General features: G+C 35.6%; 17 protein-coding genes and 1 pseudogene. 2 read left to right on the top strand and 16 right to left on the bottom strand.

Features of this window, described 5'->3' with window-relative positions; genetic code table 11:
* Nucleotides 1-107: 107 nt before the first annotated feature.
* The 6 genes and pseudogenes from IQ230_RS19430 to IQ230_RS19405 all read right to left on the bottom strand — a co-directional run bounded on the left by IQ230_RS19430 (nt 108) and on the right by IQ230_RS19405 (nt 7,242).
* On the bottom strand, nt 108-1,184 hold the full coding sequence (locus IQ230_RS19430) for a glycoside hydrolase family 5 protein (protein WP_193933907.1): 1,077 nt from the start codon (nt 1,182-1,184) through the stop codon (nt 108-110).
* A 377-nt stretch (nt 1,185-1,561) separates the two neighbouring features.
* Nucleotides 1,562-3,397 carry a heterocyst formation ABC transporter subunit HepA gene (gene hepA, locus IQ230_RS27750; protein WP_193933906.1) on the bottom strand — a complete coding sequence of 612 codons (1,836 nt, stop codon included), beginning with the start codon at nt 3,395-3,397 and terminating at the stop codon, nt 1,562-1,564.
* 145 nt (nt 3,398-3,542) lie between these two features.
* The gene (locus IQ230_RS19420; protein WP_228055153.1) at nt 3,543-4,568 is read right to left on the bottom strand and encodes a glycosyltransferase family 2 protein; all 1,026 of its coding nucleotides are present in this window, start codon (nt 4,566-4,568) and stop codon (nt 3,543-3,545) included.
* Between the two features lie 76 nt (nt 4,569-4,644).
* Nucleotides 4,645-5,676: a glycosyltransferase family A protein gene (locus IQ230_RS19415; RefSeq protein ID WP_193933904.1), complete on the bottom strand. Its 1,032-nt coding sequence runs from the start codon at nt 5,674-5,676 to the stop codon at nt 4,645-4,647.
* 113 nt (nt 5,677-5,789) lie between these two features.
* Nucleotides 5,790-6,404: pseudogene (locus IQ230_RS19410) on the bottom strand (sugar transferase); the annotation flags it as partial.
* 70 nt (nt 6,405-6,474) lie between these two features.
* The gene (locus tag IQ230_RS19405; RefSeq protein WP_193933902.1) at nt 6,475-7,242 is read right to left on the bottom strand and encodes a WecB/TagA/CpsF family glycosyltransferase; all 768 of its coding nucleotides are present in this window, start codon (nt 7,240-7,242) and stop codon (nt 6,475-6,477) included.
* 852 nt (nt 7,243-8,094) lie between these two features.
* Here IQ230_RS19405 and IQ230_RS19400 point away from each other — a divergent pair.
* Together IQ230_RS19400 and IQ230_RS19395 are read left to right on the top strand one after the other, a co-directional pair.
* Nucleotides 8,095-9,141, top strand: a complete 1,047-nt coding sequence (locus IQ230_RS19400) for a sulfotransferase family protein (RefSeq protein WP_193933901.1) — start codon at nt 8,095-8,097, stop codon at nt 9,139-9,141.
* Between the two features lie 121 nt (nt 9,142-9,262).
* Nucleotides 9,263-10,144, top strand: a complete 882-nt coding sequence (locus IQ230_RS19395) for a sulfotransferase domain-containing protein (RefSeq protein WP_193933900.1) — start codon at nt 9,263-9,265, stop codon at nt 10,142-10,144.
* Between the two features lie 426 nt (nt 10,145-10,570).
* Here the strand turns inward: IQ230_RS19395 and IQ230_RS19390 are convergent, their stop codons facing one another.
* The 10 genes from IQ230_RS19390 to IQ230_RS19345 form a co-directional block, all read right to left on the bottom strand.
* The gene (locus tag IQ230_RS19390; RefSeq protein WP_193933899.1) at nt 10,571-11,689 is read right to left on the bottom strand and encodes a glycosyltransferase family 4 protein; all 1,119 of its coding nucleotides are present in this window, start codon (nt 11,687-11,689) and stop codon (nt 10,571-10,573) included.
* A 53-nt stretch (nt 11,690-11,742) separates the two neighbouring features.
* On the bottom strand, nt 11,743-12,612 hold the full coding sequence (locus tag IQ230_RS19385; RefSeq protein WP_193933898.1) for a sulfotransferase family protein: 870 nt from the start codon (nt 12,610-12,612) through the stop codon (nt 11,743-11,745).
* A gap of 224 nt (nt 12,613-12,836) precedes the next feature.
* On the bottom strand, nt 12,837-13,982 hold the full coding sequence (locus IQ230_RS19380; protein ID WP_193933897.1) for a polysaccharide pyruvyl transferase family protein: 1,146 nt from the start codon (nt 13,980-13,982) through the stop codon (nt 12,837-12,839).
* Nucleotides 13,983-14,388: 406 nt separating this feature from the next.
* A complete protein-coding gene (locus tag IQ230_RS19375) occupies nt 14,389-15,132 on the bottom strand; it encodes a hypothetical protein (RefSeq protein WP_193933896.1) in 744 nt (247 codons plus the stop codon).
* Between the two features lie 53 nt (nt 15,133-15,185).
* Nucleotides 15,186-15,938 (bottom strand): FkbM family methyltransferase, encoded by a 753-nt coding sequence (locus tag IQ230_RS19370; protein WP_193933895.1) that lies wholly within the window; start codon nt 15,936-15,938, stop codon nt 15,186-15,188.
* Nucleotides 15,939-16,159: 221 nt separating this feature from the next.
* Nucleotides 16,160-16,921 carry a class I SAM-dependent methyltransferase gene (locus tag IQ230_RS19365; RefSeq protein ID WP_193933894.1) on the bottom strand — a complete coding sequence of 254 codons (762 nt, stop codon included), beginning with the start codon at nt 16,919-16,921 and terminating at the stop codon, nt 16,160-16,162.
* 202 nt (nt 16,922-17,123) lie between these two features.
* Nucleotides 17,124-18,032, bottom strand: a complete 909-nt coding sequence (locus tag IQ230_RS19360) for a sulfotransferase domain-containing protein (protein ID WP_193933893.1) — start codon at nt 18,030-18,032, stop codon at nt 17,124-17,126.
* A 267-nt stretch (nt 18,033-18,299) separates the two neighbouring features.
* Complete coding sequence (locus tag IQ230_RS19355; protein WP_193933892.1) at nt 18,300-19,205, bottom strand: sulfotransferase domain-containing protein; 906 nt, start codon at nt 19,203-19,205, stop codon at nt 18,300-18,302.
* Nucleotides 19,206-19,375: 170 nt separating this feature from the next.
* Nucleotides 19,376-20,251 (bottom strand): O-fucosyltransferase family protein, encoded by an 876-nt coding sequence (locus IQ230_RS19350; RefSeq protein WP_193933891.1) that lies wholly within the window; start codon nt 20,249-20,251, stop codon nt 19,376-19,378.
* 48 nt (nt 20,252-20,299) lie between these two features.
* Nucleotides 20,300-20,938: an FkbM family methyltransferase gene (locus IQ230_RS19345; protein WP_193933890.1), complete on the bottom strand. Its 639-nt coding sequence runs from the start codon at nt 20,936-20,938 to the stop codon at nt 20,300-20,302.
* Nucleotides 20,939-21,524: the final 586 nt, after the last annotated feature.

Below are 21,524 nucleotides of genomic sequence, written 5' to 3'. Positions count from 1 at the left end.
AATAACAAATACTTACTTTTTAATAAGTTTTGCTTGACGTAGCAAGTTAATTGGGAAACAATAACTAACATAAGTAGTTTGAAACTAAACAAAAGTTGGAAATAAATTTAATTAACCTTGTTTTTTACTTCAGAGTTGTAATTTTTATTAGGTAAAAGAACAGATGTAATTGGTTCTTCCCATTTTCTCTGATTGGGATTGTATATTGCCCAAGGATGACCTGCTTTACCAAAACTATAATAAGACCAGGAGAAACCTTTACTACTTGCCTCTGCAAGAACAGCCTTAAGCCACTTCAATCGTAAATTTTCAGGTACGAAATTATTGGCTCCAAACTCTCCTAAGTAAATTGGTTTGTTTTGTTTTTTAGACCACTGATATACTTGCTGAAAGATAGTAGATAGCTCTTTGTAATCTTTCTCTGTTCCCCAAAGTAATCCTTTTTTTCTACCATTAATACCTTGATGTGTAAAGTTTAATGGCTTATAATAATGAAGTTGAGCAATAATATGATTGTCAGAAGCTGGAAGCTTTAAATTATTAACAAGCTGCCGCCAATTACTATAGCCAGCACTACCAATAATAAGATTTCGGTTAGGATTAGTTTTTCGTATTGTAGGAACAACATCAGCAATCCATTGGTTCCATATAGTGCTATTTAAATTGCCGTAAGGTTCATTTAAAATATCAAAAATAAGATTGGCAGAATAGTTTTTGTAATGATTAGCAATCTGTGCCCAAAAAGAAAGAAAGTGTGACTTATAGCTGTCTGGCTCATTTATAAACTCTTTGTGATTTTTCATGGTGAGAACTACAACGAGTTGTTGAGAAAGGCAATCATTGATAGCACGATCGAGGGAATCAAAAAAGTCACTTTCTAGCTTCATTCCCTGAGCATTTCTCATTGGATATATCCATAAACGTACGGAGTTAAACCCTGCTTCTTTCACAAGAAAAGGTAACTTTGGGTTCCAAGCTATCCACCAGCTAGGATCATTAGGAGTAATCTGAGATTTTAGATTAATGCCTTTACCAATACGCTCATTCATTACCCAAGGATCGACACCATTTTGTTTGTATATTGCTTTAGCATTTATCTGAACAAAACATGAGAATAAAATAGTGAAAGCTAGGATAAAGACATAGATTATTCTAACTTTTTTGTTAAAAATAGATATTTTCATCTTCTCTATATTAAAAATTTTTCAATCACTGCTGAATTTAATTTTAAATTTCCCCAGTAGAACCTAGAATAATTTATGTAGAGTGATAGAAGTAATTTAATTAATTTAGTTAAATTCAGTGATTACATAATGAGGATGTTTGCTATGATTTGAAAATCTTTCTAAGTCTTTCATCACGATAAAACCATATTTGACTAAAATTCTAAAAGAGTCGATACCGAAAAGTTCAGGTATAAATTATACCTTCTCAAAAGTTTTTATAGTGTAAAATCTAAAGTTTAGCAAGGATACTTCCACTCAAATTAGAGGTAAAAATCTAGAAAATGATTATTTTTGCTAATTCATTACTTCTTTTTATAAAAACTATAAGATTGCTCTTATTTGTGTTGCATCTGATGATATTTCCACAGTTTTCCCTGTCTTTTTAGTAACTCTTGATATCCTCCTTCTTCTACAATTTTGCCCTGCTCAAGTACTACTACCTTGTCTGCTTGAAAAATGGTAGATAATCGATGGGCGATCGCAATCACTGTTCGACCGGCAGAAAGTTTCTCTAATGATTCTTGAATCAAATTTTCAGACACAGAATCTAATGCACTTGTAGCTTCATCTAGGATTAAGATATCTGGATTACGCAATAAGGCACGGGCGATCGCAATACGCTGGCGTTGACCTCCAGATAACCGTACACCCCGATCGCCTAACTGAGTTTCAAAACCCTCAGGTAACTCTCGGATAAATTCCAAAGCATTTGCTTGTTGCGCTACTTCCCAAATTGCCGCTTCGTCTACATCTTCTAGAGCATAAGCAATATTGTTACGCACAGAAGTATTAAAAATGAACGTGTCTTGACTAACGATAGCGATTTTTCGGCGTAGCGAGTTAAGGTCAAATTTTCGTATATCAACACCATCAATCAGAATCTGACCGCCCATTGGATCGTAAAATCTGGGAATTAAGTCTGCTAAAGTACTTTTGCCAGCACCAGAAGCACCAACAAGTGCTGTCATTTGTCCCTGATGAATAGTTAGTGTAATGTCGCGTAACACCAATTCACTTTGGTTATATCCAAAGTCTACAGACACAAACTTAATAGTTTGCTGCAATCCAGGAAACTGGGTTTGACCATTCTGAATATAAGCTTTGTCGTGAGTACGAAGTAGTTTTTTAATATTGCTAATTGACCCTTGGAAGTTACTAAATTTTACTCTAGCTCCATCGAGTTGACGCCGAATTGGCATTAGCCGTAATAGAACGAACAAAAACGTTAGCAGTGAAGCTGCTTGTAGCTGTCCTCTTGGAATTAAAACAGCGAATGCCAAAATCAACAAGCAAATGAGTATTACAGTGGCCACTCCTTCTGAGAGAGGTTCTACTAATGCCTGGGCTGATCTAGATTTAGTAGCAGCTTGCAAGAGTTGTGAACTCGCATGATAAAATCTCTTACGCTCAAATTCTTGTGCTGTAAATGCTTGAACAGTACGAATGCCATTAATGAACTCCAGTGACACTGAAACATACCAGCGACTAGCTTTGGATCTGGCAAAACTTGCTTCTCGTACTTGTTTTAGAAGCGTAGATATCCCTACTGATAGCAGACCAAATAACATTACAGTAATGATTGTTAGCTGCCAAGATAATAAAAACATTGACACAACATAGGTTGTCAGAATTAAACCTTTGGTAACAAAAATAGAAATTACCTCAAAAGCTTGGGCAATTTGATTAATTTCAACGGTGAGGCTATTAACTAGATTTCCAGTTCTTGTTTTCACAAAGTAGCTTAAGCTAAGTGACTGTAATTGCTCGAATACTCTTAAACTCAGCCGATAAGCTAAAGTAAACTGAGAAGTGTATACATAAAGCCGTCCTAAGTACGTCAGGCTTAAACGAAATAGAGTTGTTAGTAGAATTAGCCCTGATATGCGGTAAAGTCGCTCAGTTGCAGGAGCATTTACTCCCAAGATCCAGATATCAAATACTTGTATCCCTGTTTTGATCGGAGTTGCATTGGGATTAGTCAAGCTTTGGATAAAGGTTAAGATGAACCCAACTCCAATGCCTTCAAAAACTGCTGCTAAAAGCGTAAATAGTAATGCTAATAAAATAATTCGACGAAAATGCTTGAATTCTTTGATGATTAAATAGTTGCCTTGCCAAAAGCTACTAGCTTTTAGGACTACACCGATTTGTTTAGGAAGTTTAAAATACACTGTTTCTTAGGTTTTAATTTTACTGTTAGTTATCTAATTGAAGAAGCGATGAAGAGAAACACAGATAGTCTTTTTATATGCTTAATAAGCATATAGATTTCATTAAATATACGGTTGAAGCGATCGCTCTTTTTAGCTTCAATCTTTAGAGAGATCTAGATAGCTCCTGAAGCATATGACGTTTTTGGATAGCTGCTGTCCTTTCTAAAGCAAGCTTCTCCATATACCAGTAAACAGATTGTGGTAAAAGCAATAGCGCGTGTGCAGCCACCCAAGTCAACAATATACGGCGTGGCTCCTGTAGCAGAATTCGCCAGTATGTGAACAGAGTACGATAAATAAACTGCGCAGCCATCGTACCTGCTTTAAGACGTACTGCGGTGCGAGCTAAGTACTGTAACTGATAGGCTTTAGCGGGCTTTTCCCACTGCGCGATGAACTCAGGTGCATAATCACGCGTTTTATCTAACACTGTCTCCCACGACTCTAGCTGTTTGTACAAGTTAGCAGAAAGTCCTCCTGAATTAACGCGATACAGCGTCAGGACATCTGGAATCCCCTCGATTTGCCAATTAGTCTGCAGTGCAATTCGCAGCCAGCATTCTACATCTTCTGATCGATGCAATTGAGGGTCAAAATAGCAATCTTCAGTTGTGCCATTGCGATCGCACTCAAACTTGATTGCTTCAAGTACCGCACGCCGTACCACTGGTGCTGAACCATTGCCAACTGGGTTGCACAAAACTATAGAGTTTGGATTGATGTCTCTTAGCACAGGCATTTGATAGCTATTTAAAGAGTGACCAGCTTCATCAATAAAAGCAGAGCGGCTAAAACTGACACCGACAGCAGGTGAATTGTGCAAGTGTTCGAGGTGCTTCTCTAGCTTTTGTGGCAACCACAGGTCGTCACCATCAATAAAAGCAATGTATTCACCTTGCGCATGACGTATTCCCAGGTTACGTGCTGCAGCAGGTCCCTGATTGTGCTGACGTAAGATTTTGATGCGCGGGTCACAAATGTTTTGACACACCTCAACACTCGCATCTGGAGAGCCATCATCGACCAGCAGCAACTCAAAATCGCTATATGTCTGCTGCAGTACAGAGCGCACTGTTTCTGCAATGTACTTCTCTACCTTGTATACAGGAATTATTACCGTTACTTTCATGAGTAATTTTGTTTTATCAGTTAGCATTCACAACAAAAAAGACGAGTAGTTTGAAGCACTCAGGACTTGAAATGGTCTATACTAATTCCCCAGATAAGTCTTGAAGAATACGGCGTCTTTGAGTCATTCCTGTAGTCTTTAGAGCAGCAGCTTCCATTTGGTCGTAAAAGAACTGAGGTAAAAGCAACAGTGCATAAGCAGCCCCCCAAGTCAGCAAAGTGCGGCGTGGCTCTTCTAGTAAAATTCGCCAGTATACAAGCATGGCACGATGGATAAGTTCCACTGCAATTGAAGCTGCTCGCAGTGTTACTGCCCTCCGTGCTAAATACCTGATCATATAAGCTTTAGCGGGCTTTTCCCACTGCGCGATGAACTCAGGTGCATAATCACGCGTTTTGTCTAGCACTCTCTCCCAAGCCTCTAGCTGTTTGTACAAGTTGGCAGAAAGTCCTCCTGAATTGACACGATATAGCGTCAGGACATCTGGAATCCCCTCGATTTGCCAATTAGTCTGCAGTGCAATTCGCAGCCAGCATTCTACATCTTCTGGTCCGCGAAATTGAGGGTCAAAATAACAATCTTCAGTTGTGCCATTGCGATCGCACTCAAACTTAATTGCTTCAAGTACCGCACGCCGTACTACTAGCGTTGAACCATTTCCAATAGGATTGCGGCAAAGCACATATGCTGGAGTAATATTTTGGAGTTTAGTCGGCAGTTGATAAATGCCTAAAGAATGACCAGCTTCATCAATAAAAGCAGAGCGGCTAAAACTGACACCGACATCAGGTGAATTGTGCAAGTGTTCGAGGTGCTTCTCTAGCTTTTGTGGCAACCACAGGTCGTCACCATCAATAAAAGCAATGTATTCACCTTGCGCATGACGTATTCCCAGGTTACGTGCTGCAGCAGGTCCCTGATTGTGCTGACGTAAGATTTTGATGCGCGGGTCACAAATGTTTTGACACACCTCAACACTCGCATCTGGAGAGCCATCATCGACCAGCAGCAACTCAAAATCGCTATATGTCTGCTGCAGTACAGAGCGCACTGTTTCTGCAATGTACTTCTCTACCTTGTATACAGGAATTATTACCGTTACTTTCATGAGTAAAATATTGGTTAGTGTTAGAACAAATGGCTGAAAAATCCTCCTTAAGCAATTACAAAAACTGCTACTTTAGCTCAATTACTTTCAAGTCAATTTATAGTTAAAATCAATCAGAAAGCATCATATTTTTTCTTAAAAAAGACTACTAAAGTATTAAAAATAATTTTTATATCGTAGGCTATACTCCAATTCTTTTGATACCGCAGATCTAGTTCAACTATTTCTTCAAAATTAGAGATTTTAGAGCGACCATTAATTTGCCATTCTCCAGTCATACCAGGTTTAACATTTAAGCGTTGCCAAAAAAACTGAGAATATTGAGCAACCTCATCAGGGGTTGGAGGTCTTGTTCCAACGAGACTCATTTCTCCTCTCAGGACATTCCAAAACTGTGGAAGCTCGTCAAGGCTTGTTTTTCTTAAAAAATGCCCTATCCGCGTGATCCGAGGATCATTACTATTTTTAAAAATTGGGCCTACGGCTTGATTTTCTACTAATTCTTTAATTTCTTCAGCATTAGCTACCATAGAGCGAAACTTCAAAATACAAAATTTTTTTCCTAGTAAACCACATCGAGTTTGCCTAAATAGTATTGATCCTGGGCTATCTAGCTTAATAGCAATTGCAATAGGAATAAACAAAAATCCTGTAATACATAACCCAATTAGGGAGCCTATAATATCTATAATGCGTTTAGGTGCAGAGTAGACAGAAATATGAACATCTGTAGTCTTTCTAAATTTTGCCTGATTGTTAATTGAAGTAATAACTTTTTTTTTGCTAATACTCGTTAATCTATTCATCACTTGTTTGTAAGCTATACGAATTTAGTTTTTGATTTAGAATTAATAAAAAAAATGGTAATCCTTCTACTAAGTATCGCTTCCATAATCTTTTGGGTTCAGACAACAACCGATGTAACCATTCAAAACCCATATTACACATCCATTTTGGTGCTCGTTTTAGGTTGCCTGCCTCAAAGTCAATAGTTGCACCTAGTGCGAGGAAGATGTTAATATTGGGTAAGGAATTCTTGTATCTACACAACCATTTTTCTTGCTTAGGAGCACCAACCCCAATTGCCAGTACAGTTGCTTCTGACTGATTAATTACTTCGATAATTTCTTTGCACTCTTCGTTATTATGCTCGAATCCAAAAGAGGGAGAATAGTAACCTACAATGATATTCCTACCGATTTTTTGATTGATTCTCTGTTGTGCTTTTTTAGCAATTCCTGGTTTTGCACCTAATAAAAATATTTTTATGTCTTCGTTATTCTTATGATAATTATAAAAAGCAGGGAAAAAGTCAGAACCTGAGATTTTTTCTCTAATTGGTGTATTCAAAAATTTTGAGGCATACATCAATATTTGGCTATCACAAATTTTGTAGTCAGCCATCAAATAACTTGTATAGAATTCTTTGTCTTTCTGCAGTTTTATTAAATGGTCTACATTAGGAGTAAATACAACACCTGATTTGAGTTGTGTTAGCAACTCCCTTTTTGTAAGGTTATCTATTTCAATATTCAAGATATTGATTTTTTCTTTTGCTGCTACCATAAAATTTCAACATCTATTATTTTTTAGAAAACACAATAAAAAATGAAGCTAATCTATTACATATTTCTTAATTGGTATGTAACTCGATTCGTATATCTTTCCTAAGCAACAGATATATTCGATCCTTATCAAACTTTACGCAAGAACATTTCTCCTTGTCTGGATAATCTTCTGAAAACTAAAGCTTGTCGATACTGATAAGTTCTGCAGTCTATTAGCTTGTTTTTTCAATAAAAATTCAGGGATAACATTATCCTACTTTTGTTTAGATATGACATTGAGACTAATACAACAAGTACGTAGTTATATGAGTTATCAAACTCACAAACGTAATTTTTCTACTTTCTTGTACATCAAGTTCACAAAGATTATTACGGCATAAAGATGCAGCTGTATAAGAGCTAAACATTATATGATGCTCTAGCTGAGTAATAATTTTTTACTTAATCGTATATATAAATAAGCTGAAAAAAACATACATTTAGCTTAGATATATCTGAACTTATATACATTGAATATTTTTCAAGTGACATGGAACATATAAGTATCAGTAACATATAAAAACTAAAAAACATATTATTTAAAAACCAGAAAATACTAAAATAGAAATAGACAAGAAATATTAATAATATAGTTTTTGGGAAAAAGATTTATTTTCTATTTTTAGATTTGAGCTGTGCTATTTAGGTAATACTATTTTTAGATTTTTTATTGAAGTTATTAATTCATTCTCAGATAATCGCAGTGCTGTCATTAATATCACTCTTTAGTGAGAAAATTAAGTTTTATATTGAGTTTTAGTAGCTAGTTTTATTAGTAGTAAAAAATCTTTATTTTTCGTAATGTGAAATTATGGAAGCGGACAAAATTAGTATTTCTGATAAAAATATGGTTTTCATTGTTGGTACACCCCGTTCGGGTACAACATTGATGAGTCAGATTTTAAATAAGCATTCAGATGTGTGGATCGCTAAAGAAACGCATTACTTTGAAGATTTGCGCATGAAGATGGCTGGTCGCGAACAACAAATCTTGAACTCAGAAGAAGTAAAACTTACTGAAGACTATTTTTTAGCTCTCACCCACAAATCTTATGGAGTCAAGTCCGATCCAGAGCAAGGCTGGATGAAGCGTATAGAGCTACGGACATTAGCTCAGCAAATTGGTCGCGGTACTGACTCATATTTTGAGGCTTTCTGCCAGCTTTGTGCTCAAAGAATGAATAAAACTAGATTCGGTGAAAAAACACCTAGACATATTTTTCAACTATCGACAATTTTTTCTCTTTATCCTAATGCACAGGTAATTTGTATGGTTCGCCATCCAGGAGGTGTGTTGGCTTCATCTCGTGACTGGAAGAATGTTGCTACTGACTCTTCTCAAAAACGTAGACTTACAGATTCCTATAACCTTGCACTTAATAGCTTGCATTGGAGAGCTGCTTTTAACGCAGCAATGGAAGCCCGCAAACAATTTGGTGAAAGCCGCATATTTATTCAACGTTTTGAAGACTTAGTCACTGAACCAGAAGCAACACTCCAAGCTTTAACAGCATGGCTATCGCTAGAATATCAACCTTCTATGTTGGATGTTGATTTAGTGAACAGTTCCTACTCGTCTGCTTGGAGACAGCCTGGTGTAGGGTTATCTTGTGAACCTGCATATCGTTGGCGAGACAAACTTAGTCCTACAGAGATTGGAAGTTTACAAACCTTCTGTGGCAATCTATTAAGCAAGGCTGGCTATGACTATGAACAAGTTTCTGCATCCTATGCTTTGGTTGTATGGTTTTGGATGATTTTGCCATTTGCAGGGATACGCTCTTTATCTGCTAACCGAAGTCGAATGAGTAATATTCCCGATTATGTTTGGCGTCGACTTCGTCTCACGTTGTCCTAGTAAAAGCGCAGTCATAAATAACACTGCGTATTGACGTAATTAGCTGCAATTTTGCTTTTAGTTTGTCAACTAAAAGTACAAATGACTAATTTAAACTCTTTCAGGCAGAGGACACAGATCTATGAAGATGCCTAATTTTTTGATTATTGGTGCGAATAAGTCGGGAACAACTACACTCTATAACTATCTTAAACAACACCCAGAGATTTATCTAAGTTCCTTAAAGGAACCACATTTTTTCTCTTATGGTTATGATGAGCGTTGTCCTATCGCCGAAATTTCACCTATAACCAATCTAAAAGATTATTGTGCTTTATTCCGACAAGTTTCTAATGAAACGGCTATTGGAGAAGCATCAACTAGTTACTTAAACCATCCACAAGCAGCGAAACGTATTTATTCTTGCCTACCAAATGTAAAACTAATTACTATTCTTCGCGATCCGGTTGAAGGAGCATACTCCAAGTTTTTAATGGAATATCGTAAGCAGTTTGATATTTCTAGTAAACAAGACCCCCTACATGTTTTTGAACAAGCAGTTCTTACTTCTTCGTCAATTCGGATGAATGGTTTGTATTACAAGAAAATACAACGCTATCTTCAATTCTTTAATCAAGAACAACTAAAAATTTATCTATTTGAAGACTTGAAAAATAACACTGAAAGTTTATTACAAGATGTTTTTCTATTTTTAGATGTAGATGAAAATTTTCATGTAGATAAGTCATTAGATATTTACAATGCAGGTGGAATTCCTAAAAATAAAATTATTTATAACTACTTAGAGAAATCAAGAAGACTCAGTCATACTATCAAACCATTTATCTCAGAAGCTTTGCTCAAACAAATTTATAATGTTTATGCCAATATACGAAATTTTAATTTTGTGCAACCTCCAAAACTACCTTTGGAAATACGTAAACAGTTAATTGATATATACCGCGATGATATATTACACTTACAAGACCTTCTCCACCGCGATCTTTCAACCTGGCTAGAATAATAAAGAGTTACTTAACAAGTGAATAAATATAAGTTTTGCTTTATTAAAACTTTGATAAATCTGTAGAGAGGCACAGCAAAGTAAATATTATCGTACTAATAAAAAAGAGTTAAAGCAGTTAATTATAATTAGCTAATTAATTTGAGAATTATAATATTTTTTTTTGCAACTACACTCAAACAGTTGATGCCTCAGCCGTTACTTTCATTCCTTGAGTACTATCAATGTATCTAAAACAAATAGATCAAGACTTAGTCCTTTTCTATACTAAAATTTATGACTACAGAAATAAAGTTATTCCTCAATCTAAATTCCTATAAAAGCTATATTAATTCAAGTATTTATTGTAGATCTACGTGTTTGACTCAGGAGTTTAACTTACATATAATTGCGATCGTGCCCTAGACAAATTCTGAATATACAGTACTATACACCTTGCTGATATATTTTGTAAATTTGTCTACCAATTTTAGACCAATTATACTTCTGTGCTAAGGCATAACTTTGAGTACACATTTGCTGCCAGTGTTCTATAGGAGTTGTTAAGGCACGATTAATTGCTATTCCTAAATCGCGATCGCGAGGATAACAAAAGCCGTGCTTACCATCAGTAATGATCTCGCTTAGGGAACCCTTACATGGAACGATGACAGGTCGACCAAAAGAAAGCGCCAATAAGGCTCCTCCAGAGTTCAAAATTTTTTCGTAAGGTAATACTACCCAGTCGCACGCATTCATGTAAATTTGGATATCTTCATCTTTGATAAATTCAAGCTGTAGGTGAATTCGGGAATCTGCTTCGGTAGCTTGCTTAATTTCTGCTAGCAGCTCAGGTTCGCGACAGAGTCCAGCAATAATTAACACAACATCTGGATCTTTAATCTGCCTAAATACAGCGAGTAGCTGGTTAATACCTTTGTAAGGTTTTATTTTACCTAAATGAAGTAAAACCTTCTGGTGGGGAGCAATACCAAGTTCCTGGCGGGCTTCTGCACGACTGATCTGATTGGGGTAAGCGCCGATGTAGTTACCATGAGGGACAATATGCACTCGATGGGTGCGTCCATACATCTGAGCGAATTCCTGCCGACTATACTCACTCATAACTATGATATCGCTGCACAAGCGGCTCAGAATCCAACGAAAGCTTCGCTCAATTAGCGGAGCACTACAATTATGAGATAGCGTGTTGTGAACTGTCCAGACAAGTTGATAACCCTGAGACTTAAGCAAGAAAAGATGGCGCAGGTTTTTCAGGGTAGACCATAAGGATTGAAGTATTCTGTTAGGAGCCAAATCATAGCAACTTTGAATCCAATGTAAATGAAATACATCCGCTGTTCTCTGATTTGTTTTGAGCTGGATAACGATTGAGGATAGCTCAATTTGCTCGACTTCTACTCCATAGGAGTGGACAGATGACCACAAACAAGATATGTAGTTATTTTCTAACGGATAAACAGGAGGAGTTAATACTTTAATTGTAGATTGAGGCTTATTTATTTCAGCCAATTTGTACGGTCTATTGACTGTTAGTTTAAGCATAAATTTGTCCTTCGTTCAAATAGTTGATAGAATCTTTATTGTGAGTAGCCAGGCTACTTTAATTGGTACTTTCTTTGTATAGAATAGTCAAATAATCTTAATCCTGATGCTGTCAAAAGAGTACCAAGCCACCACTCTTGATGCGATAAGTTCTCTAAATAACTACTATCTATTTTTATTTCCTGATTGCTTCTTCTACGCATGCGATTACCATAAAGATTATGATGCTTTAATTTCCAGAACTGTAATTGATCGCTTTCAAATTCCAAACTATTTTTTTTAAGAATTTTAGATACTATATGTGGTGGATCATTTACAAGATCTTCGTATCTTAGACAAAAGTAGTTATTAAAATTACTAAAACTTAAGTAATTATTTATATTAAACTTTTGCCAACGTTTTAATATATTAAAATAGCTATATTGTGCTTCTTTTTCAGAGTGAGTTCTTTTTTTTGCCCAGCTATATGCTACTGCGCGACCGTCTCTAACAAGATGCAAAATAAAAACTTCAAATAATTCTGATTTCAAATAGTTTTTTAATCTAAAAAGATTTTTGGAACTATCACATATTATTTTTTTCTCAGACACCTTTAGAACTGCCTTCATCAAACAGTAGGTATTTTGATCGATTTCCTCTTTACTATTAAAGCTCGGTACTATACCAAGTTCCTCACAGTTTGCTTCTATTTCGTATCTAACTTTACTCCAATAGTCACACTCATTGACATGAAATCCACAAGTACAACGATCCTTGTCTTCTAACGTTAGTGAATTATCAGAAAAAGATTTCCAATATTTCCCAAAAGCCATGATCTCTCCTACACTTTCAATTTGGCTATGCGAGCCAAGTATGAGATCTAGCAAAGTACTTCCACTGTGTCCTAAACTCAGTATATAAATAACTTTAATAGGTGCATTCATAAAGGTACTAATTAATTCCAAATTCTAGAAATATTATTCGTTTTTCTTAGAAAAGTCAGTTTATGGCTGAATGACAAAAATGTTCCTTTAGGAAAATGCTGCAATCAATTCCTCACAGTAACTTGCATTAGTAAAGGAAAATTTAGATAAACTTAAGTAGCTAGGCAGAATTAAATCAAAAACTTTGTTGTGATTAGGTCTAAAAATATTGATACCCTCTAATCTCATGCCAGTACTTGTCTAAGCGTTTGCTGTATCCCTAACAAGCGTTGACGGTAGTTTTGAATTCCTGCCTCTACATCCTTGCGAACCATTAGCGGGTTACTCAAAATAATATCAATTATGGGAAGTATCTGCCTGCGCTCAAAGTACTCTAAAGGAATGGAATGCTGCGCTTGACCAATTTCCTCCATAAATCCACGTACTTTAGAATCGTATTCTGCAGCTATAACTGGTACACCTAAACCAGCCGCTAGGATTAGTGAGTGAAGGCGCATACCAATTACTAAGTCTAATTCACTAATTAGTTGATTGAGGGTATGGAGAGATTCAAAAGAGCGATGAACAACGAAGTGGTTTGAATAACGGCTGTAGCGCAATAGTTCTAAAGTAGCAACGTAGTCATCATTGCTTGAGTGATAGCCGGATTTCAGTGCTTGAAATGGTAGAAAATGGACAGTAGCTTCATACTGTTCTACTAACAGATCTGCGATCGCAGCCATCTCTTGCTGATATCTCAGATAAATACCTGTATCTGTATATCGTCCGCGCAAATTTAATGGTCGAATAGAAATACCTATTTGAACAGGTTGCTCAACTGGCTGATTTAGTAAAGATATCGTTTCTGGTAAAATCTGCAACGCCAAATCGCTGATGATATGAATCGATTTACGTACACCTAGTTTTTCTAGCTTGGATTTGGAATCTGCGTCGCGGACTGTCAAGAGATCAACTCGGTTGAGAACTTGAGGAATCATATCTTGGGTTTCCTTTCTCCAAATTTCACCAACGCTAATCCCCAAAACAAGAGTGCGACGGCGAAGTCTGATGGCTTGCTGTAGGGGACGCAACCAACCTTGTGCAATAGATTGGTCAACGCCATCTCGCAGCAGATCGCCACCTCCTAATATGAAAAACTGATTTTGAAGCAGTGCTATATTATGTTTGATTTTTAATTGACTATTTCTGTAATGAACCGCTCTAACAGAATGACGGGCTGTAGTATCTTGAGTATCTCTAGAAAAAACTGTAATCTGCAGATTATTTTGCAGCTCACGTAATAGCTTAAGCATACCTGCAAGCATTGCCTCGTCACCAAGGTTATAGCTACCATAGTACCCACAGATTAAAATGCTTTTCTTTGTGTTCAAGTTTCCTCCTTTTAACTAATTTGATAGGAGAACAAAGAAGGTCATTCAGTACAGATTATCAACCTCACTTCAGTTTCATTAATGTAATTCCGATGAAATTGCTGTTTTCAAATTCTGATTCCTACATTAGTAAACTTGTTATATAAATACTGCAGTTAAAACCTGATATTTTCAATACAGAAAAGCTCAGATATCTTCGGTCACTAATCAATATTCAATAGAACAGCAATTAACTATTAACCAGCATAGAACGTGTGATACATAACTACGTACGTCCACTCATAATATTATAAAATTCTGCTATAAAAATAGATGTATGATATTTATAAATAGTTTTACATTATTACTATATATAAAAACTTTAATAACGAGAAATTAACTCAAGGAAGCTCAGCCGCTTATAACTTCAATCAACTGACATAAAAACTGAAAAATTGTTTTGACAATGCTGAACAAGTTTTTCAAGCCGATACTTTAAAGAATCATGAGGTTCTGAGTAAAAGCCAATTAGTTTAGCTATTTGCGTATTTACTTTCATTTGAAATCTAAAAATTCTAACTTTTAGTTGGCTGAAAGTCGGCTTTTTGTAATACTGACTCATAGGACCAGTATAGTGCCTAACAAAATCATTTAGGTTTGCATTGTCAGTATTGTTCCAACGCTGATCTAAGATCTGTACATATCTAGATTCTTTAGCGTGATGGATAATATGTCCATTCTCATATGGTGCTTTATCTTCTTCAGGAACTTCAGCTTCTATCGCATTTAAAATTTGCTCAAAAAACTCTTTAGCATCAGCAGTATTCTTAACAATAATCACTCCAGAGTTAATTCTACCGGAATGTCCATGTACTAAATAGATAGATTTTCCTAGAACTTCTATAGACTCTATTCTAGGTGTTTGTGAACGAATTTCACCATCTGCATCTATAAAAACAACCCATTCATACCCTCTATTCAACCCTTTAACAATTAAAGGAATTTTTAGCCAAGCACTTTCTTTAGGAGAGTTAACCCACGCGGGACGATTAACAAGTACGTATTCATAAGAGTTCCTACTTGCATATAACTGTTGACTCTTAATACACTTACTATACGTAAACTCATAACCATTTTGAGCAATAGAGAATATTAAAATTTTTGATTTCATTGTATCTCCTTTGAAACAAAATTAGAATACATTAAAGATTTATCAATACATTATCAAGCTCTAATGCAAAGTAGATTTCGTACCTTTCTAGAAGAGGTTTCGCTAGGTGATACTAGTTGACCATTTTCCATAATTTCTTTAGGTATAAAGCCCAAAGATTCTAGTTGAGAAATTAGCGTTTTTGCACTATGTCCACCAGCCTTAAGTGCTTCAGAATTTAGCTCAATTATTATTACTAGTTCTGGATTTCTACGAACCGTTTCTACCATACCAGCCAGAACCTGAGGTTCTACACCCTCAACGTCGATCTTCACAAAGCCCACTGCAGGATTCTTCAATGCAGACATATAAGCATCCACAGTAGTGCATGGAACTCTAACGCTTCCTTCTTCGTTCCGAGTCCATTGCTCATTTAGACTATGTGTGCAATTTCCCTTAGAAATAAAAAGTTCTACTTCTCCGACACTATCTGAGAGTGCTTGACAAACTGGCTCTGCAACGTGGCACTCTCTAGCTTTGATATTATGCAATAGTAAGGGGTAGTTTTCAGGACAAGGTTCAAAGGCAATTACTTTTCCATTAGGTCCAACTAAGTCAGAAAATAACCAGGTGAAATAGCCTATGTGAGCGCCTATATCTAAGACAAGCATCCCAGGTTTAATCAACTGCTGACACCATTGAACTGTTTCATATTCGTACCAACCCATAATCATTTCCCAGCGCCAGCGCCATGTCCATCGCCAACCACCAGTCGTTCGAGATGGAAACTGAATACCTTGCTTCTTACCACTTACAAGGGCAAGCATTTTAATAAAGTATCTAAATGCTTTGCGATATAGAAAAATATGGCTATTACTGTGTAAATAGCTCTCCAACATCTGCAAATACAATCTGTGACTGAGTGATGTTCTGATATAGTTATTCATACTTAGAATTTAGAAGGTTATAGAAAACTATCTCAATAGCAATATCAAAAAGTGTTTGAACCTGTAGCTGTAAAATTTACAAGCTACCACGAGCAACTGCATTATGCTTTAACAAAATTCTTAAATTTTTTAAACATATTTTTTTTAGTCAAAAAGGAAGAGTTTTTTCTTAGTGATTTTTCGTAGTTTAATTCTTTCACAACTTTTAGATAGTAAGTTGGGTGAATCACATCAAGTTGTGTTAAATTAGATTCAACTTTTCCTACCTCTAATAAAGGATAATTGCTTAACAATTCCTTTTTTACAAATAGAAGAATTCCTTGAGAATAACACCACATAACTTTTGAGTTTGACCATAATTTACTTCTAATAACATCAACCGCTACATACCCTCTATTACTGAAATGTTTTGCCCAATAAGATGGCCACTGACAATTGATATGCATATTTCCAGGTACAAAAGGAACTGCTGCTGAGAATAGAATAACTGGAGCTAACTTAATTAAAGACTCAACAAATGTTTCAGCACTATTAACTGATAAATGTTCTGCTGTTTCAACAGAAACAGCTAAATCAAACTCTTTTTTAAGACTAAAACTTTGGTTAAGATCGGCAGAAATGAAGTTTTCTTTTGGGATTTTTATTTTTTTTTGATCTACCCAATGTCCATCTACACCGGTAACATTTTCAATACCTAATTCTTGAAATACTGATAGCCATATGCCAATACCACAACCAAGATCTATTACTGATGTGGGCTGAACAAGCTTGATAACTTCTGGAATAATCTCTAAAGCGCTTGGTCGCGTACTTTGTAAGTGATTATAACTTCCTTCAATATACTGATATGTTTTTAAAGTCATGTTCTTTCCTAGTAAAGATGAGATTGATTAAGTTGTAAATTCAATTCTTGTGAATAGTACAAGGTAGTACACTTTTTAGTAACAGAGGTGAAGAAGTTGAGTAAGATATTAAGTGACAAAGACTTGCTTATAACCCTCACTCAAAAACTCAAGTATGTCGATACAGAAAAGTTCAGAGATGATTGTAGTGAGTTAAATAAAACTAGTTAACTGGGTAAAGTAATCGATTATCAGTAGGAGTGTGTTCCCAGTTCAAGCATGATTCATACCCTAGCTTGAGCAGTAAGTCATTGTAGTTTGCTTTGAAAAATTGTACATGTTCTGAATTAAAGTGATTCTTCCAATCACCAGGAACTCCTTTACGATAATGGCTAGTGATATCCTCCTCGCCAAGCCGTCTACCTTGTGACTTGTGTGTGAAACGATTGATGTAGACAATTTCTAACAATCTGCTCATCAAAATCCGCTTGCAACTCACTTCAAAAGGCGTATATTTATTAAGCTTACGCACTACTGCTTTTGATAAAAAATACTTCAAACACTTTTGTGTATTGCTTCTAGAATCATCAATAATTTCTAAAAACTGGAAGATGTTCACAAAACTTTCATAGGGATTTTGGATCATATCTTCCATCTTGAGTTCGAGGACATTAGGCAAATTATAGTTCCAATGATACATCTCCTCTAAAAACTGTCTGCTGAATTCCATCTCTAACAGTAGACCTTCTTCTTTTGAAACTTTTTCTAACTGTGCTCGATGTGATATGAGTTTTTCCCAGTTCTCTGTTGAATGGCTATAGCGATGAGAAAAGTAGCCAGATACTATAATATCTCTAGGATCTCTAACTACATGAAATCCTTTGAAATTGCTTAATGAATTCACATATCTATAATCTGCGTTCACATAAAACAAAAAGCCTATCTTATTCTGATCTATAAACCTACTTAGATCTTGTTGAAACTTATTAGAATTACTAGCTACAGCATGTTTTAGCCCTAAGTCAAAACATACTTGCTTAAGAATATTTATAATCCAAGTGGTAGCTCCTTTGTGATGTCCAAAAAAAGCTAGTGTAGGTTTAGTATTTTTTAAAAAAAGGTTTGATTCCATTGGTCATCCATATAGTAAAGTTAATTTTAATTAAATCTATAATAAATGCTTCGACTTAAAACAATATTTGCTTAAATCTTCACTAGTTAATTACGAAGTAACTATTTATAAGAATCTCTACGTAGGCAGAGCCGTACTTATATTAACTCTGAGGAAAGAAGTTGAGTAAGATGTTAAGTGACAAAAACTTGCTTATAACCCTCACTCAAAAACTCAAGTATGTCGATACAGAAAAGTTCAGAGATGATTGTAGTGAGTTAAATAAAACTAGTTAACTGGGTAAAGTAGTCGAGTATCAGTAGGAGTATGCTCCCAGTTCAAGCATGATTCATATCCTAGCTTGAGCAGTAAGTCGTTGTAGTTTGCTTTGAAAAATTGTACATGTTCTGAATTAAAGTGATTCTTCCAATCACCAGGAACTCCTTTACGATAATGGCTAGTGATATCCTCCTCGCCAAGCCGTCTACCTTGTGACTTGTGTGTGAAACGATTGATGTAGACAATTTCTAACAATCTGCTCATCAAAATCCGCTTGCAACTCACTTCAAAAGGCGTATATTTATTAAGCTTACGCACTACTGCTTTTGATAAAAAATACTTCAAACACTTTTGTGTATTGCTTCTAGAATCATCAATAACTTCTAAAAACTGGAAGATGTTCACAAAACTTTCATAGGGATTTTGGATCATATCTTCCATCTTGAGTTCGAGGACATTAGGCAAATTATAGTTCCAATGATACATCTCCTCTAAAAACTGTCTGCTGAATTCCATCTCTAACAGTAGACCTTCTTCTTTTGAAACTTTTTCTAACTGTGCTCGATGTGATATGAGTTTTTCCCAGTTCTCTGTTGAATGGCTATAGCGATGAGAAAAGTAGCCAGATACTATAATATCTCTAGGATCTCTAACTACATGAAATCCTTTGAAATTGCTTAATGAATTCACATATCTATAATCTGCGTTCACATAAAATAAAAAGTCTATCTTATTCTGATCTATAAACCTACTTAGATTGTAATCAAACTTGTTTGGAGCGCCAGCGATCGCATATTTTAAACGCAGTTCTGAACACACCTTTCTAAGTACACTTCTAATCCAAGTGGTAGCTCCTTTGTGATGTCCAAAAAAAGCTAGTGTAGGTTTGGTTTCGTTAGAAAAAACTAGTTGCATTAGACCTCTTTGTATCAACTAAAATTGTACTAGTATTACTTTTATAAAAATTGTGTGATAGTAAGATGAGATGTATTAATTTTTTCTTTAGCAAGTTTTACAATAGTAAATGTTGTAGTAAATCAAGCTAACTTTGTCAGTTTGAAAAAAACTTTATAAACTAGTTAAGATTATCTAGGGCGATCGCAGAAAGTTAGTTTCTGATTTATAGCTTCAACTAGTTGAGTTTCCCAATCTTCTTGTGCCCTCACTATAGGTTTATTACCAAGCATCGCAGCAAAGCCACCAAATGACGAATAAGGTGTACTTATTACTAAGTTAGTTCTTGCTAATATCAGCAAGTCTATAAGTGCATCTTGTACGCCCTCTAAAGTATGGCGTTCATTAACTTTCTCCCGTACTTTGCATTTGCCAGTATTAAGTAAGGGCATCAGTACTTCTTCATTTCCATCACTAACAAGAATAAAAACTGCACTTGGCCAGAGTTGTGCAAGTAGCCGCACGATCGCAACATAACGTTTTACTGGAGGTAATGCGGTGTTGTACTTATTTAGAAAATCTCCTTGTCGCACGTGAATTCCCACTGTAGGAGATTTAAACTGACCCATAAATTGGCTAACTCTTTTTTCAATCTCAGGTCGAGGTAGAAGACTTCTAAGGACTTCTTGATGATAGGAACCAAGCCGAGAACCACCACCTGTAGAGGCTTCTAAATTACTCACTGATACAACTCTATGTGGTGGATTTATTAGTGATTCAACATTCTCACCATTTGTTAATGTACCCTTTTCAAAAGAGTAACAGTCAAATCGTTTTACACTACGAAAAAATAAGCGTTCTCCAAGACCTAACAACTCGTAGCTACAAGGTCTTCCGACAAAAAGATCGTGGTAAGTAGCATAGCAATTATTGTTACGCTTCCAATTCACAATCAGCTTGCGTTTTGTGTTTAATGCATAAGCATAAGCTAAGCAATGTAACCGTAAACGATTTGCCAACCCGTCGCCATTAAAATAAGTCACATAGCTGAAATTGGAGGCTATCATAAATCAAGTATTATTGGGAACTGTTAAGAAGAATAAAACGAAGATCTTTTATCTATCAACTAGCTCCAGATTTTTAAAAAGTACATTCCCTTTATAGTATTCAATATCTTTAAAAGCTGGAATCAAAAATTTTATTCTCTCAATATTGGGCTGACCTTGATATATTTCTTTATTGTAGTACTCAGTATAAAAGTACCTGGTGCGAGACAATGTTTTAAGCCCTCCTTTAATGAGTTCTTCTTCTGCACCTTGAACGTCAGCCCAAATAAAATCAACTTCACCAATTTGATGCTCTTCAGCCCATGTATCTAGTCTGCAAGTTGGTACTTTAATATTTGTATCAAAAGTACACCAAGGATATAATTTTAAATGCTCTTTAGGTGCTTTGAGAGAAGATGATGCACTCCAATCATGAATCGAAGTATACTTTGGATGCTGACCACTACTCTGATAAAATTCTGCTTGCCCGTTAGTATCAGACATAGCTATTTCATATAGCTGACATCTGCTATCTTGTACCCGACTTTTGTGCAATGCTATAGCTCGAGGATCAGGTTCAAAACAATATAGTTGAACTTGCGAAAACTCCTTCAAAAATTCTAGGGAATCTCCGCCACCGGCAGATCCTACTTCTAATACAACTGGGTTATCCTTTTGGAGCAGTTTTTTAATTTTTTGCTTGTTCATACATAACTCCTATTTCATATTTTCAAATATAAACATAAAATTTGTTATTCAAAGTTGATTAAGTGTACTTGTAATGCTTGTACAACAACTTACAAGCAGCACTTTGATAAATGTTGCTTTGTATATATTTTTTGAATGCAATTAGCAATGATTTTCAAAAGCTAAGAGATTCTACTTTAAACTATAATAAGAAAACTGATGTCCTGGTCGGAGTTAGTGTTACTTAGTATGAGTTCCATCTACTTAAAGCATCTAACAGAGTAGAAAATATGTCGATACATAAAAGTGCAGAATAGTTCAGCTACTTGAGATAATAGAACTAACCAAGGCTTTTTGCTAGTTTTATGAGTTTCCTAGTCAAAAAATATTATGATTGATTTAATATTTTTAAAATGCGATCGCGCATTCTGAAAGTGCATACAATGCACATTCCCAATACATATAATTTGTCTTAAGATATACAGCCTATTGCAAGTTTATGAGGTACAGTAAGAGGAGTACACAAATGAAGTCTAATGAAACCGTACTCGCTCGACTTGCGAGAAAAAATAGTTAAGGCATACACACAAGGTGACACCTCAATCAG

This window comes from Gloeocapsopsis crepidinum LEGE 06123 (assembly GCF_015207655.1).
Classification (GTDB): Bacteria; Cyanobacteriota; Cyanobacteriia; order Cyanobacteriales; family Chroococcidiopsidaceae; genus Gloeocapsopsis; species Gloeocapsopsis crepidinum.
The sequence above is the reverse complement of the archived record's forward strand: the minus strand, read 5'-3'. Positions and strand labels throughout refer to the sequence as shown.